The sequence below is a fragment of the Pseudomonas sp. PDM22 genome (assembly GCF_014851965.1).
In the GTDB taxonomy this organism is placed as follows: domain Bacteria; phylum Pseudomonadota; class Gammaproteobacteria; order Pseudomonadales; family Pseudomonadaceae; genus Pseudomonas.
In genome coordinates this window covers 48,451-62,176 of sequence record NZ_JACVAR010000003.1, presented here as the reverse complement: position 1 = coordinate 62,176, position 13,726 = coordinate 48,451, and the positions used below count along the sequence as shown (strand labels likewise).

12 protein-coding genes are annotated in these 13,726 nt (G+C 64.9%); 3 read left to right on the top strand and 9 right to left on the bottom strand.

Annotated elements, in window-relative coordinates; genetic code table 11:
• Positions 1–36 precede the first annotated feature (36 nt).
• The 8 genes from IB255_RS11185 to IB255_RS11150 form a co-directional block, all read right to left on the bottom strand.
• Positions 37–1,959, bottom strand: coding sequence for a PrkA family serine protein kinase (locus tag IB255_RS11185; RefSeq protein ID WP_045212719.1), 1,923 nt, complete (start codon positions 1,957–1,959; stop codon positions 37–39).
• A gap of 288 nt (positions 1,960–2,247) precedes the next feature.
• Positions 2,248–2,577, bottom strand: a complete 330-nt coding sequence (gene glpE, locus IB255_RS11180) for a thiosulfate sulfurtransferase GlpE (protein WP_081520797.1) — start codon at positions 2,575–2,577, stop codon at positions 2,248–2,250.
• 46 nt (positions 2,578–2,623) lie between these two features.
• A complete protein-coding gene (locus IB255_RS11175) occupies positions 2,624–3,448 on the bottom strand; it encodes a symmetrical bis(5'-nucleosyl)-tetraphosphatase (protein ID WP_192210378.1) in 825 nt (274 codons plus the stop codon).
• Positions 3,448–3,828, bottom strand: a complete 381-nt coding sequence (gene apaG, locus IB255_RS11170) for a Co2+/Mg2+ efflux protein ApaG (protein WP_054908027.1) — start codon at positions 3,826–3,828, stop codon at positions 3,448–3,450. Before apaG ends, IB255_RS11175 begins: the two co-directional genes overlap by 1 nt.
• Positions 3,825–4,652, bottom strand: a complete 828-nt coding sequence (rsmA, locus tag IB255_RS11165; RefSeq protein ID WP_192210377.1) for a 16S rRNA (adenine(1518)-N(6)/adenine(1519)-N(6))-dimethyltransferase RsmA — start codon at positions 4,650–4,652, stop codon at positions 3,825–3,827. Before rsmA ends, apaG begins: the two co-directional genes overlap by 4 nt.
• A 116-nt stretch (positions 4,653–4,768) precedes the next feature.
• Positions 4,769–5,770: a 4-hydroxythreonine-4-phosphate dehydrogenase PdxA gene (gene pdxA, locus IB255_RS11160; protein WP_192210376.1), complete on the bottom strand. Its 1,002-nt coding sequence runs from the start codon at positions 5,768–5,770 to the stop codon at positions 4,769–4,771.
• 131 nt (positions 5,771–5,901) lie between these two features.
• Positions 5,902–7,194 carry a peptidylprolyl isomerase gene (locus IB255_RS11155; RefSeq protein WP_192210375.1) on the bottom strand — a complete coding sequence of 431 codons (1,293 nt, stop codon included), beginning with the start codon at positions 7,192–7,194 and terminating at the stop codon, positions 5,902–5,904.
• A complete protein-coding gene (locus IB255_RS11150) occupies positions 7,175–9,946 on the bottom strand; it encodes an LPS-assembly protein LptD (protein WP_192210374.1) in 2,772 nt (923 codons plus the stop codon). Before IB255_RS11150 ends, IB255_RS11155 begins: the two co-directional genes overlap by 20 nt.
• A gap of 129 nt (positions 9,947–10,075) precedes the next feature.
• Here IB255_RS11150 and IB255_RS11145 point away from each other — a divergent pair, with 129 nt between their 5' ends.
• From IB255_RS11145 to IB255_RS11135, 3 genes are read left to right on the top strand one after another with little or no spacing between them, the layout of a single operon-like run.
• Positions 10,076–11,098 carry an aminoglycoside phosphotransferase family protein gene (locus IB255_RS11145; protein ID WP_081520791.1) on the top strand — a complete coding sequence of 341 codons (1,023 nt, stop codon included), beginning with the start codon at positions 10,076–10,078 and terminating at the stop codon, positions 11,096–11,098.
• The gene (gene murU, locus IB255_RS11140; RefSeq protein WP_081520790.1) at positions 11,095–11,769 is read left to right on the top strand and encodes an N-acetylmuramate alpha-1-phosphate uridylyltransferase MurU; all 675 of its coding nucleotides are present in this window, start codon (positions 11,095–11,097) and stop codon (positions 11,767–11,769) included. Before IB255_RS11145 ends, murU begins: the two co-directional genes overlap by 4 nt.
• 1 nt (position 11,770) lies before the next feature.
• Positions 11,771–12,535 carry a DnaJ domain-containing protein gene (locus tag IB255_RS11135; RefSeq protein WP_192210373.1) on the top strand — a complete coding sequence of 255 codons (765 nt, stop codon included), beginning with the start codon at positions 11,771–11,773 and terminating at the stop codon, positions 12,533–12,535.
• 12 nt (positions 12,536–12,547) lie between these two features.
• On the opposite strand, the gene IB255_RS11130 is transcribed toward IB255_RS11135, so the two are convergent.
• Positions 12,548–13,597 (bottom strand): alpha/beta hydrolase family protein, encoded by a 1,050-nt coding sequence (locus IB255_RS11130; protein WP_151189150.1) that lies wholly within the window; start codon positions 13,595–13,597, stop codon positions 12,548–12,550.
• Positions 13,598–13,726 lie beyond the last annotated feature (129 nt).

Genomic DNA, 13,726 nt, shown 5'->3' with positions numbered 1-13,726 from the left:
CCGGCGCGGCGGGAATGCCGCCGCGCCGATGGCAGACTACTGCGACTTGCGAACCCGCAGATACCATTCCGACAGCAGGCGCACTTGCTTCTCGGTGTAGCCGCGCTCGACCATGCGTTTGACGAAGTCGTTGTGCTTCTGCTGATCCTCCTTGCTCGCCTTGGCGTTGAAGCTGATGACCGGCAGCAGGTCCTCGGTGTTGGAGAACATTTTCTTCTCGATCACCACGCGCAGCTTCTCGTACGACAGCCAGCTGGGGTTCTTGCCGTTGTTGCCGGCGCGGGCGCGCAGCACGAAGTTGACGATTTCGTTGCGGAAATCCTTCGGGTTGCTGATGCCAGCCGGTTTCTCGATCTTCTCCAGCTCCTCGTTGAGGGCCGCGCGGTTGAGGATTTCGCCGGTCTCCGGGTCGCGGTATTCCTGGTCCTGGATCCAGAAGTCGGCGTACAGCACGTAGCGGTCGAAGATGTTCTGGCCGTACTCGCTGTAGGACTCCAGGTACGCGGTCTGGATTTCCTTGCCGATGAACTCGACGTAGCGCGGTGCCAGGTATTCCTTCAGGAAGCGCAGGTAGCGCTCGCGGGTCTCCGGCGGGAACTGCTCCTGCTCGATCTGCTGTTCCAGCACGTAGAGCAGGTGCACCGGGTTGGCGGCGACTTCATGCGGGTCGAAGTTGAACACCTTGGAAAGGATCTTGAAGGCGAAGCGGGTGGAAAGCCCGGACATGCCTTCGTCCACACCGGCGGTGTCGCGGTATTCCTGGATGGACTTGGCCTTGGGATCGGTGTCCTTGAGGTTTTCGCCGTCGTAGACGCGCATCTTCGAGTAGATGTTGGAGTTTTCCGGCTCCTTCAGACGCGACAGCACGGAGAACTGCGAGAGCATCTTCAGGGTGTCCGGCGCGCAGTGGGCGTGCGCCAGCGAGCTGTTGATGAGCAGCTTGTCGTAGATCTTGATCTCGTCGGAGACGCGCAGGCAGTACGGCACCTTGACGATGTAGATACGGTCGATGAAGGCCTCGTTGTTCTTGTTGTTGCGGAAGCTGTGCCATTCCGATTCGTTGGAGTGGGCGAGGATGATGCCGCTGTAGGGCAGAGAACCGAGGCCTTCGGTGCTGTTGTAGTTGCCTTCCTGGGTCGCGGTGAGCAAGGGGTGCAGGACCTTGATCGGCGCCTTGAACATCTCGACGAATTCCATCAGGCCCTGGTTGGCCCGGCACAGCGCGCCCGAGTAGCTGTAGGCGTCGGCGTCGTTCTGCGGGAATTCTTCCAGCTTGCGGATATCCACCTTGCCGACCAGCGCGGAGATGTCCTGGTTGTTCTCATCGCCCGGTTCGGTCTTGGCGATGGCGATCTGGTTGAGGATCGAGGGGTGCAGCTTGACCACGCGGAACTGGCTGATGTCGCCGCCGAATTCGTTGAGGCGCTTGGTTGCCCAGGGTGACATCACCGAGCGCAGGTAGCGGCGCGGGATGCCGTAGTCTTCCTCGAGGATGGCGCCGTCTTCGTCCGGGTTGAACAGCCCCAGGGGCGATTCGAACACCGGTGAGCCCTTGATGGCGTAGAAGGGCACGTGCTCCATCAATTGCTTGAGCTTCTCGGCGAGGGAGGATTTACCGCCACCGACCGGGCCCAGGAGGTAAAGGATCTGTTTCTTCTCTTCCAGGCCTTGGGCGGCGTGGCGGAAGAAAGAGACGATCTGGTCGATGCACTCTTCCATGCCATGGAAGTCGGCAAAGGCCGGGTATCGGCGGATCACCTTGTTGGAGAAGATTCGCGACAGGCGGGAATCGACGGATGTGTCGAGTAGTTCAGGCTCGCCGATGGCCATCAGTATCCGCTCGGCGGCGGTGGCGTAGGCGATCTTGTCCTGCTTGCAGAGATCCAGGTACTCCTGGAGGGAGTACTCTTCTTGACGGGTCGCTTCGAAGCGTTCCTGGAAGTGACTGAAAATGCTCATGACGTCTCCTCGCTCGATGCATGGAGCCGGCGCCGGATCGGTCTGTGCGGGTGCGGTCGGGCTGCCAGTGCTTACCGGCGAGAATCCCCCAGAACTCCAACGGAACCTGGCCACTGCCCTGATCCGCCCCAATGGTCACTGCCGATTAACCGGAAGCCGGTGTGCCGGCTCTCCCTTTTTTGGATGGCCTGAGGGAAAGGATAGTTCGTTCTTCGGTGTGTAAAGGACGAAAGAGCGAGAAGTTACAGATTTTTTGAAGGGGCTAATCCGCCCCTTTCGTAGGGGCTTTCAGTCAGAGCCGCCAGCGCTGGTATCCGCGGGATAGACGTTGCGCCACAGTTCGAAGCCGCCATCGAGGCTGTAGACCTCGGAGAAGCCCTGCTGGACGAAATAGGCTGCCGCACTCTGGCTGGAGTTGCCGTGGTAGCAGACCACGACCAGCGGTGCGTCCATGTCGGCCTCGCGGATGAAGTCGGCCACCGAGTAGTTGTCGATGTGCCGCGAGCCGCTGATGTGGCCCGTCGCGTAGCTTTGCGGGTCGCGGATGTCGACGACCTGGGCGCCGCTTTCGCGCAGTTGCTGGGCCTGGTCGGGGGCGATGCGCTTGAAGTCGCTCATGGGGTTACCTCGCAAGGCGCGCAGCCTGCGGCTGCGCTGCAATCATTCATTCTGGTTTATCGGCGCAGCTGCAGTGGATGCGCTCGAGGGTATCGATGTTCATCAGCGTCATGCTGCCTCCCCACACGCAGCCGGTGTCGAGGGCGAACAGGCCGGGGACGTCGCACTGGCCCTCCAGCGCGGCCCAGTGGCCGAAGATGATCTTGCGCCCGGCGGCCTTGCGCTCGGCGTAGCTGAACCAGGGGGCGTAGCCGGGGGGCGCGGTGTCCAGGCCTTCCTTGGATTTCAGGTCGAGCTTGCCGTCGGGCGTGCAGAAACGCATGCGCGTGAAGTAGTTGGTGATCACCCGCAGGCGCGCGATGCCGGTGAGTTTCTTGTCCCACTTGGCGGGCTCGTTGCCGTACATGCCATCGAGGAACATCGGTAGCTGGGCGTCGTCGCGCAGGGCAGCTTCGACTTCGGCGGCGCGTTGCAGGGCCTTGTCGATGTCCCATTGCGGCGGAATGCCCGCGTGCACCAGGGTCATGTCGCGCTGGGCGTCGTGGTGCACCAGCGGCATCTGCCGCAGCCATTCGATCAGTTGCGCGCAGTCCGGCGCCTCGACGATCTCGCGCAGGGTGTCGTTCTTTTTCAGGCGCTCGGCGTTGTAGGCGACGGCGATCAGGTGCAGGTCATGGTTGCCCAGCACGCAGACCAGCGAATCGCGCATGCCATAAAGGAAGCGCAGGGTTTCCAGCGACGCCGGGCCGCGGTTGACCAGGTCGCCCACCAGCCACAGCTTGTCCCGGGCCGGGTCGAACTTCACCTGCTCCAGGAGGCACTTGAGCGGTTCCAGGCAGCCCTGCAAGTCGCCGACGGCGTAAGTGGCCATCAGTGCAGCGCCCCCGGTACGGCGAGGCGGAACGCCGGGATCTCGGCATCGAAGTGGTGCCCGTCGGTGGCGACCATCTGGTAGCTGCCATGCATGCTGCCGACCTTGGTCGCCATCACGGTGCCGCTGGTGTAGGTGTGGCTGGCGCCCGGCTCGATCAGCGGCTTCTCGCCAACTACCCCGGCGCCGCGCACTTCCTGCACATGGCCGTCACCGTCGGTGATGATCCAGTGGCGGGTCAGCAGCTTGGCGGCCAGTTCGCCGTGGTTGTGGATGGTCACGGTGTAGGCGAACACGTAGCGCTGCTGTTCTGGCTGGGATTGCTCGGGCAGGTGGCGGGTGGTGACGCTGACGCTGACCTGGTAGCGGGGGTCGCTCATGCGCTCGGTCCTTGCTCGGCTTCCGGGTTGGTTTCGCTGTAGCGGTTGGCCAGGCTGACGAAGTCGGCAACGCTCAGCTGCTCGGGGCGCAGAGTCGGGTCGACGCCGGCGGCTTCGATGTCCTCGACGCTCATCAGCGTGCGCAGGGTATTACGCAGGGTTTTGCGGCGCTGGTTGAAGGCTTCGCGGACGATGCGCTCCAGCACTCGGTGATCCTTGGCCGGATGCGGCGGTTCGGCGTAGGGCACCAGGCGGACGATGGCCGACTCCACCTTGGGCGGCGGGTTGAACGCGCCGGGGCCGACGGTGAACAGGTAATCCACGCGGCAGAAGTACTGCACCATGATCGACAGACGGCCCCAGTCGCCGTTGCCCGGCTCGGCGGCCAGGCGCTCCACCACTTCCTTCTGCAGCATGAAGTGCATGTCCTGGATCAGCGAGGCATGGTCCAGGAGGTGGAAGATCAGCGGGGTGGAGATGTTGTAGGGCAGGTTGCCTACCACGCGCAGCTTGTCCTCCGGAGAGGCCATGAGGGTTGCGAAGTCGAACTTCATGGCGTCGCCCTGGTGCAGGCTGAAGTTGGGCTTCAGGCCGAAGCGCCATTTCAGTTGCGGGATCAGGTCCAGGTCGAGTTCGATCACGTCGAGCTTCGCGCTGCTGTCCACCAGGCCTTCGGTCAGGGCGCCCTGGCCCGGGCCGATTTCCAGCAGGTGCTGGCCTTCCTTGGCGGCGATGGCGCGCAGGATCTTGTGAATCACCCCGGCGTCATGCAGGAAGTTCTGCCCAAAGCGTTTACGGGCGCGGTGCTGGAAGAGTTCGGACATCGAAGGCTCCGGAGAGCAGCCGGGCGCCTGTGGCGGCCGGCTGGAGGCGGAAAAACCATCAGTTTACCAGTCCGGCGCGGCCAGCACGAAACGCTGGCCGAACGGAATGCCCCCGATCAGCGCGCGCCAGCGCCGGCTTCGGCCATCTGGTAGGCGGTTTCCAGGGCGACCTGCAGGCTGCCGCTGTCGATCCGACCGGTGCCGGCCAGATCCAGCGCGGTGCCGTGGTCCACCGAGGTGCGGATGATCGGCAGGCCCAGCGTCACGTTCACCGCCGCGCCGAAGCCCTTGTACTTGAGCACCGGCAGGCCCTGGTCGTGGTACATCGCCAGCACGGCATCGCAATGTTCCAAGTGCTTGGGGGTGAACAGTGTGTCGGCCGGTAGCGGGCCGATCAGTTGCATGCCCTCGGTGCGCAGGCGTTCCAGGGTCGGTTCGATCACGTCGATTTCTTCATGGCCGAGGTGGCCGCCCTCGCCGGCATGGGGGTTCAGGCCGCAGACCAGGATGCGCGGATTGGCCAGGCCGAACTTGTCGCGCAGGTCGGTGTGCAGGATGCGGGTGACACGCTCCAGGCGATCCGCAGTGATGGCATCGGCGATCTGCCGAAGCGGCAGGTGGGTGGTCACCAGCGCGACGCGCAGGCCGCGGGTGGCGAGCATCATTACCACCTGGGCGGTGCGGGTGAGGTCGGCGAGGAATTCGGTATGGCCGGAGAAGGCGATTCCGGCTTCGTTGATCACACCCTTGTGTACCGGCGCGGTGATCATCCCCGCGAAATGCCCGTCCAGGCAGCCCTGGCCGGCGCGGGTCAGGGTCTCCAGTACGTAGGCGGCGTTGGCCTGGTTCAGCTTGCCCGGCTCGACCGGCGCGGCCAGCGGTGTATCCCAGACATACAGGGTGCCGGCCGGGGCGGCGGCGCTGGGCCACTGGCCCGGACCGACGCTCTGCAGGTCGATGTTCAGCCCCAGCAGGGCGGCGCGCTGGGCCAGCAGTTCACGGCTGGCGACAGCGACCAGCGGGTGTGGTTGCGCTTCGCGGGCCAGCAGCAGGCAGAGGTCGGGGCCGATGCCGGCGGGCTCGCCGGGGGTGAGGGCGAAAAGGTGGGAAGTGTTCATCAGGAGCTCTCGAATCGGGAGTTGCAGCGGATGGGCCTACTCTACGACGAAGCCCTGGTTCTTCGAAGCTTTCGACAGGCAAAAAGAAACCCGGCCATGGCCGGGTTTCTTTATTGAGCGACTCGCGCTGCTTACTGCTTGATCTCGACGTAGGCTTCGTCGCGGATCTGGCGCAGCCAGGCCTGCAGTTCCTCGTCGTACTTGCGTGCGCGGAGGGTCTGGGCGGCTTGTTGCTCGCGGAACTTGTCGCTGCTGTCGGTGGCGCGACGACCGAGGACTTCCAGCACGTGCCAGCCGAACGGCGAGCGGAACGGCTTGGTGACCTGGCCTTGCGGCGCGTTGTTCATCACCTCGCGGAACTCCGGTACCAGGGACTCCGGGTCGACCCAGTTGAGGTCGCCACCGTTGAGCTTGGAGCCCGGGTCTTCGGAGAACTTCTTCGCCAGATCGCTGAAGCTTTCGCCGGCCTGGATGCGCTCGTAGAGCTTCTCGGCCAGACGCTGGGTCTCTTCTTCGCTGCGGATCTCGCTGGGCTTGAGCAGGATGTGGCGGACGTGGACTTCGTCACGCAGCATCTTGCTGCCGCCGCGCTTCTCTTCCAGCTTGATGATGATGAAGCCGCCCGGGGTGCGGACCGGCTCGGTCACGTCGCCCACGGCCAGGCTGCCGACCATGCTGTCGAACGGGGAGGGTAGCTGGGCAGCCTTGCGCCAGCCGATCTCGCCGCCTTCCAGGGCGTTGTCGCCGGCCGAGCGGGACACCGCCAGTTGGCCGAAGTCGGCGCCCTGCTTGAGCTGCTCGTACATTTCCTGGGCCTGACGGGCCGCAGCCTGCACGGTTTCCGGCGAGGCGCTGTCGGGGACCGGGATCAGGATGTTGGCCAGGCGGTACTCTTCGGAGAGCTGGATCTTGCCGAGGTCGGAAGCCAGGAAGTTCTGCACTTCCTGCTCGCTGACCTGGATGCGCTCCGCTACGCGACGCTGGCGCACACGGCTGATGATCATCTCGCGGCGGACCTGCTCGCGGGCCTCGTCATAGGACAGGCCATCGCGGGACAGGGCGGCGCGGAACTGGTCCAGGCTCATGTTGTTGCGCTGGGCAATGGTGCCCATGGCCTGGTTCAGCTCTTCGTCGGTGATGCGAACGCCGGAGCGGTCACCGATCTGCAGCTGGATGTTCTCGATGATCAGACGCTCGAGCACCTGCTGGGTCAGCACGTGCTCGGGCGGCAGCGGCGCGCCGCGCTTCTGGATGGTTGCACGGACTTCGCGCAGGCGCTGGTCCAGCTGACTCTGCATCACCACGTCGTTGTCGACGATGGCGACCACACGGTCCAGCGGAACCACTTCGGCGTGCACGACGGAACTTGCCAACAGCGCGCCCAGCATCAGCGGGCGCAGGGCCTTACATAGCATTGTCTTCACGTTGACGATAACCCTGGATACCTTGGTCGAGGAAGCCTTCCACCTGGTTGCCAACCACGCCGCCAAGGCCTTTCAAGATGATTTGAAGGAATACACCGCGATCGGCCTTCGACGTGGAGGTCACGAACTCCTCGTCGTCGTAGTCGACCCAGTAGCGATTGATCAGGCGCAGCTTCCAGCAGCAGCTGTCGTACTCGAAGCCACCGAAGGCCTCCAGCGTGCGGCTCTGGTTGTAGTCGAACTGCCAGCGGCCGATGGCGGCCCACTGTGGCAGGACCGGCCAGATGAACGAGAAGTCATGCTGTTCGATCTTGTACTCGTCGCTGCCGTACTCGAACTGCCCGGAGTTGGGGTTGAAGCGCTTGCTGTCCGCACGGTAGCGGTAGCCGGCGTTCAGCACCTTGCGAGGATCGGCTTCGGGCTGATAGTGGAACATCAGGTTGCCGTTGTCGGTGTGGTGCGTGTTCGGGTTCCAGTTGAAGTCGGAGCTGGCGTACCAGTCATGGTCGAAGCGGTAGATGCCGGTGAGCGCGTAGGGCGAGCGCCAGGTATCGGCGTCCGGATTCTTCGCGCCGCTGGCACGCAGGTCGTCTTCGGTCAGGCCCGGCAGCTGTACGCGTCGGTCGCTGAAGTAGTAGATCTGGCCGGCGGCGATATAGGCGCGCTCGAAACCATTGTCTTCGATGAAGCGCGAGCCCAGGCCCAGGGACAGCTGGTTGGCGTCGCCGATACGGTCACGGCCGGTGAAGCGGTTTTCACGCCACAGCGAGTCGTAGCTGAAAGTGAACTCGCCGGTGTCGAAGGTCGGCAGGTTGTCCTGGTTCTTGTACGGGACGTACAGGTACATCGCGCGCGGTTCCAGGGTCTGACGGAACTTGGTGCCACCGAAGGTGGTATCGCGGTCGAAGTACAGTCCCGAATCCAGCTTGGCCAGGCCGAGCGAGCGATCCGGGCTGTTTTCGTAGTCGATGTACGACGGCAGTGTGGCCTTGCCCTTGCCGTCCAGGTCCAGGTCGTACTTGGTGTACAACGCCTTGACGGTCGGGGTCATGAAGCCCCAGCTGCGGTTCATCGGCAGGCTGATGCCCGGCTCGGCGTGGAAGCGATCGCCATTCGCACGGGCGAGACCGGTCAGGGATGTATCCGGGCGTGGATAGAGTGTCGGGTTATCGACATCGATGCGGTAATAGCCCTCATCCAGATCACGGTCAAAACGCACGGCCTCGGTGCTGTAGGTGAAGTTCAGACCGCCCGGGTTGAACGGCAGCTTGCCGTCCAGGGTGAGCTGCGGCAGGCGATCGTACGGGGTGACGTCAGTCACGGTCGCCAGCTGGTAGGACTGCGTGTTCAGTCTGGCGGTATAGCTGTCGCCACGATAGGTCAGGACGCCCTGCTGGTTGACGTAGGTCGGCGAGCCGATACCCAGCGAGGTATCCAGGTCCTGGAAGTAGTACGGGTCGCTGATCCGGGTGTAGTCGACCTGCGCCATCAGGCGCGAATCCAGGCCGCTGACGTTTTTCCAGCCATACAGCCAACGGGTGTCGGTGTACTGCGGGAAGTCCTCGCGATCGTCGTTCTTGTCGTTCAGGTAGGCCGCGGTGACCTGGCCTTCGCTGCTGTGGGTCAGGTAGCGGAACTCGCCTTCCATCAGCAGGCCGCGCTTGACCATGTAGTGCGGGTACAACGTGGCGTCGTAGTTGGGCGCCAGGTTGAAGTAGTACGGGGTGGTCAGCGTGAAACCGGTGTCGGTCGAGCTGGCAAAGGAAGGCGCCAGGAAGCCGGACTGACGACGGTTGTCGATCGGGAAATAGATGTACGGGGTGTAGAAGACCGGAATGTCCTTCACCCGCAGGGTCGCGTTGGTCGCGGTGCCGAAACCGGTGGCCGGGTTCAGCTTGATGTTGTTGCCCTTGAGGACCCAGGCGTTGCTGCTGGGTTCGCAACGGGTATAGGTGCCGTCCTTGAGCTGGATGATCGCGTCTTCCTGGCGCTTGGCGTACAGCGCGCTGCCGCGGATCTGCGCCTGGTGCATGACGTATTCGGCGTTGTCGATCTTCGCCGCGCCGTTGTCCAGTTGCAGTTCGGCGTGGTCGCCGACGATCAGCGCGCCGTTGTCGCGCAGCTTGACGTTGCCGACCAGTTCGCCGCGGTTCTCGGCCTGGTGCAGGTTGGCCTCGTCGGCCTCCACCTGCATGCTGCCCTGGCGCAGGACCACGTTACCCGCGAGGGTGGCGACCTGCTTTTCCTGCTCGTAGCGGGACACTTTCGCCGAAACGTAGGTCGGGGCCTCGTCGTTCGGCGTCTTGTCGTTCATGCCCGGGCGGGTCGGCTCGACATAGGCGCCGCTGCAGTACGGGCCCATTTCCGCCTGTTGGGCGGCGGTGAGCTTGTCGCGCGGGATCCAGTCGAGGTGGCTGTAGTCGTTGCTGCGCGACTTCAGGCCGCGGCCGCCGGACTCGGTGACCAGCTGTTTCGGCTCTTCGCCGGCACTGCTGCTCGAGCTGCCCGAGGACTTCGAGCTGCTGGCGGCGGCGGTGCCGCCGGCGCTGACCGAGCTGGCGCCGTGCTGTGGGCGCGGTACGCTGCTGGCGCTGTTCTGCGAGGAACAGTCCCAGGCGCCGGACGCGGAGGGCTGGCAGGCGAACTGCTCACCGGGTGCCGCGGTCACAGAGGCGAGCGGCTGGATAGCCAGCAGGCCACCGGTCACCAGTAAGGGGAATTTTCTACGGAACACGGGGAAATTCACTGCCATCTTGTTAATCCGGGCTTCCTGCGAGCCATCGGCCCAAAGCGGACCGCACGCCTCTCGATGGGCTCAAAAAGATGCTGGATAATAAAGCATGACCCGCGCAACGGCTAGGGCCGTGGAGAACCCATAAAGATGTCACAGGATGCCCGTTACCAGCAGATGATCGGCTGGTTGGACTTGAGTTTGCCCGCAGTGTTCAACGCGCAGGGCTGGGGCCCGGTGCCCGAGGCCAGCCTCACCGCAGCCAGCAGCGACGCCAGTTTCCGCCGGTATTTCCGCTGGCAGGGTGAAGGTCGCAGCCTGATCGTGATGGACGCGCCGCCGCCCCAGGAGAACGTCCGGCCCTTCATCAAGGTCGCCGGTCTGCTGGCTGAGGCCGGCGTTCACGTCCCGAAGATTCTGGCCGAAGAAGTCGAGCAGGGTTTCCTGCTGCTCGATGACCTGGGCCGCCAGACCTACCTGGATGTGCTGACCGCGCAGAACGCCGAGGAACTGTTCGAGGATGCCCTCGACGCCCTGGTGGCCTTCCAGCAGGTGGACGTCGCCGAGCGTCTGCCGGCCTACGACGAGGCCCTGCTGCGCCGCGAGCTGCAGCTGTTCCCCGACTGGTACTTGCAACGCCACCTGGGCGTGACGCTGGAAGGCGAGCAGCTCGCCCGCTGGGAGCGTACCTGTGACCTGCTGGTACAAAGCGCCCTGGAGCAGCCGCGCGTCTTCGTGCACCGCGACTACATGCCGCGCAACCTGATGCTCAGCGAGCCGAACCCCGGCATCCTGGATTTCCAGGACGCGGTCCATGGCCCGGTGACCTACGACGTGACCTGCCTCTATAAGGACGCCTTCCTAAGCTGGCCGGAGCCGCGCGTGCACGACGGCCTGTCGCGCTACTGGCGCAAGGCCCAGGCCGCCGGTATCCCGCTGCCGGACAGCTTCGAGACCTTCTTCCGCGCCAGCGACCTGATGGGCGCCCAGCGTCACCTCAAGGTCATCGGTATCTTTGCCCGCATTTGCCACCGCGACGGCAAGCCGCGCTACCTGGGCGACGTGCCGCGGTTCTTCCGCTACCTGGAGAGTGTCATCGTGCGCCGGCCTGAACTGGCTGACCTCGCGGCGCTGCTGGCCGATCTGCCCAAAGACGAGACGCATCCCGCATGAAGGCCATGATTCTCGCTGCGGGCAAGGGCGAACGCTTGCGCCCGCTGACCCTGCATACGCCCAAGCCATTGGTGCGCGCCGGTGGCGTGCCGCTGATCGAGTACCAGCTGCAGGCACTGCGCCGGGCCGGATTCGATCAATTGGTGATCAATCACGCCTGGCTCGGCCAGCAGATCGAGGATCACCTTTGCGACGGTTCGGCTTTCGGCGTGAACATCCGCTATTCCCCCGAGGGCGAGCCGCTGGAAACCGGCGGCGGCATCTTCAAGGCGCTGCCGCTGCTGGGTGACGAGGCCTTCGTCATTGCCAACGGCGACATCTGGACCGACTTCGATTACGCGAGCCTGCTCGGCGCGCTGGCCGAGGACGATCTGGTGCACCTGGTGCTGGTGGACAACCCCGGTCACCACACCCGCGGTGATTTCTGCCTGAGCGAAGGCCGCGTCAGCGATTACCGCGAAGGCCAGCCGAGCCTGACCTACAGTGGAATCGCCATCCTCCGCCCCGAGCTGTTCGAGGGCTGCGAGCCTGGTGCCTTCAAGCTGGCACCGCTGCTGCGCCAGGCCATGGAAGCCGGCCGGGTGAGCGGCGTCCATCATCGGGGTCGCTGGATCGATGTGGGCACCCACGAGCGCCTGGCGGAAGTCGAACGCCAGCTGGCGGAGGGCTGAGGTGTTCTGGCCGGGCACCTTGGTAGGCGTCATCGCCGGCTGGGCATTGGCAAGCATTCCGGGCGCCATGCTCGGTGCTCTGCTGGGGCAGGTGCTCGACCGGCGCCTGAAGCAGCGCACCTGGGCGGGGCTGTTCGATCAGTTGCGCGGCGGGCCGAGGGTTGGCGACCAGGAGTTGCTCTTCCTGCTGCTTGGCCGGCTGGCCAAGAGCCGCGGGCGTGTGATCGATGCTCACATCCAGCAGGCGCGGGCGGAAATGCAGCGTCTGCAACTGGATGACAAGGCTCGTCGCCAGGCCATCGATGCCTTCGGTCGCGGCAAGCTCGGTGGTGAGTTGCTGGACGCCGGCTTGCACCAGCGCCACGGCCAGGAGGCTACGGCCGAAGGCCTGATCCAGGCCTGTTGGCGTATGGCCTGGGCCGGCGGCGCACCGAACGCTGCGCAGAAGAACCTGCTGCTGCAGTGGGGCGATTCGCTGGGGCTTTCCCGGTCCAGGGTTCTCGCGCTGTCGGCGGGCGCCGAACCGACCAAGCCGCCCGCCAGGCCGCGCGAGTCCTACACCGCGGCGCTGCGACTATTGGGCGTGACGCTGGAGAGCGAACCGGAAGAGATCAAGCGCGCCTACCGCAAGCTGATCAGCCAGAACCACCCGGACAAGCTCGAAGGCTTGGGTGCGAGCCCGGAGCGGATTGCCGCGGCGACCAGCCGGACCCGCGAGATCCAGGATGCTTACCTGCTGGTGCGTCAGCGTCGCGGCTTTCGCTGAGTCGGGCGGCCCTCAGGGCTGCTCGATCGGCTCCAGGTGCATCGACAGCCAGCCGCGGATGCGCCGGTAGAGCTGGTCCTGCTCGGTGCCCAGGTCGGCGGGCAGGGCATTCATGCCGATCTGCACGTAGTTCGGTGCCTTCTGCCGCTTGCTCGCCTGCAGGCGCAGTTTCGCGGCGGCCACGTCAGGCGCCTTGTCCTTGTAATAGAAGTCGCCGGTGGCGAGGTTCAGCAGTGGCACGGTTTCGTCCAGCGACGGCTTGAAGTCGCGCGGCATCTGGGGCGCCACCAGCAGCAGGTTCCTGATTTCGGCTGGCGTGCGTTCGCCCAGGTAGCGGGTCGCCCAGTAGGCGCCGGTGCCATGGCCGAGCAGGACGATGGTTTTCGGGTTGTGCTGCTGGGCCAGTTCGACGGCCGCCTGGATGCGTGCCAGCACACGCTCGGCGTGGGCCTTGCGCAGCTCCACCGGGTCGGTGGGCGGCGGCGGAGCTTCGGCGCTGGCCTGGGCCGGCTCCGCGCTGCCGGCTTCGCCGGTGCTTTCCGGTGTCGGGATCGCGCTGCCTTCGCTGCCCTTCACTTCGGGTTTGCTGGCGCTGTCGGCGACCGTGGCGTCGGTATCGGCGCTGGCCTTGTCCGGCGATTCCTTCGGCCGCGGGACCGGCGCGGTGCTTTGCGGGTCGGGCAGGGTCACGGCGAGGGTCTGCCAGCCGGCATCGGGCAGTTTGCGTCGCAGCGGGCCGATCGCTACCGGCCAGTCGGCGCTCTCGCCATCGCCGGGTATCAGGATCACCGCCCCCGATGCGTCGGCAGCATTGGCCGGCAGCCAGAGAGCCAGGAAGGTTTCGTCGCCGGCCTTGAGTTCCTGGCGCTCGCTTTCGGGCAACTGGCGTCCCAGGCCGCTGGCTTCGTCCTGGCTGCGCTCGCTCACTGCCGGACGCACGACTGGTGTGGCAGCCGGTTTTTCAGCGGCGGGCTTGGCGTCTTCGGCCCAACTGGCCCCCAGCGGCGCAAGGCCGAGGCACAGGCTGAGGGCGAGAAACGTCGGGCGAGGCAAATGCGGCATCAAAGATATCCCTGTCTGGCGGCAGCAAGCGGCGGGCGCGAGAGCGGCCAGCCTAGCGGCTTGTATTAGCTTTGTCAGGCGCAGGCGTGCCGGGTTCAACCAGGGTTGCTGTAAGGTATGCCGGCCATT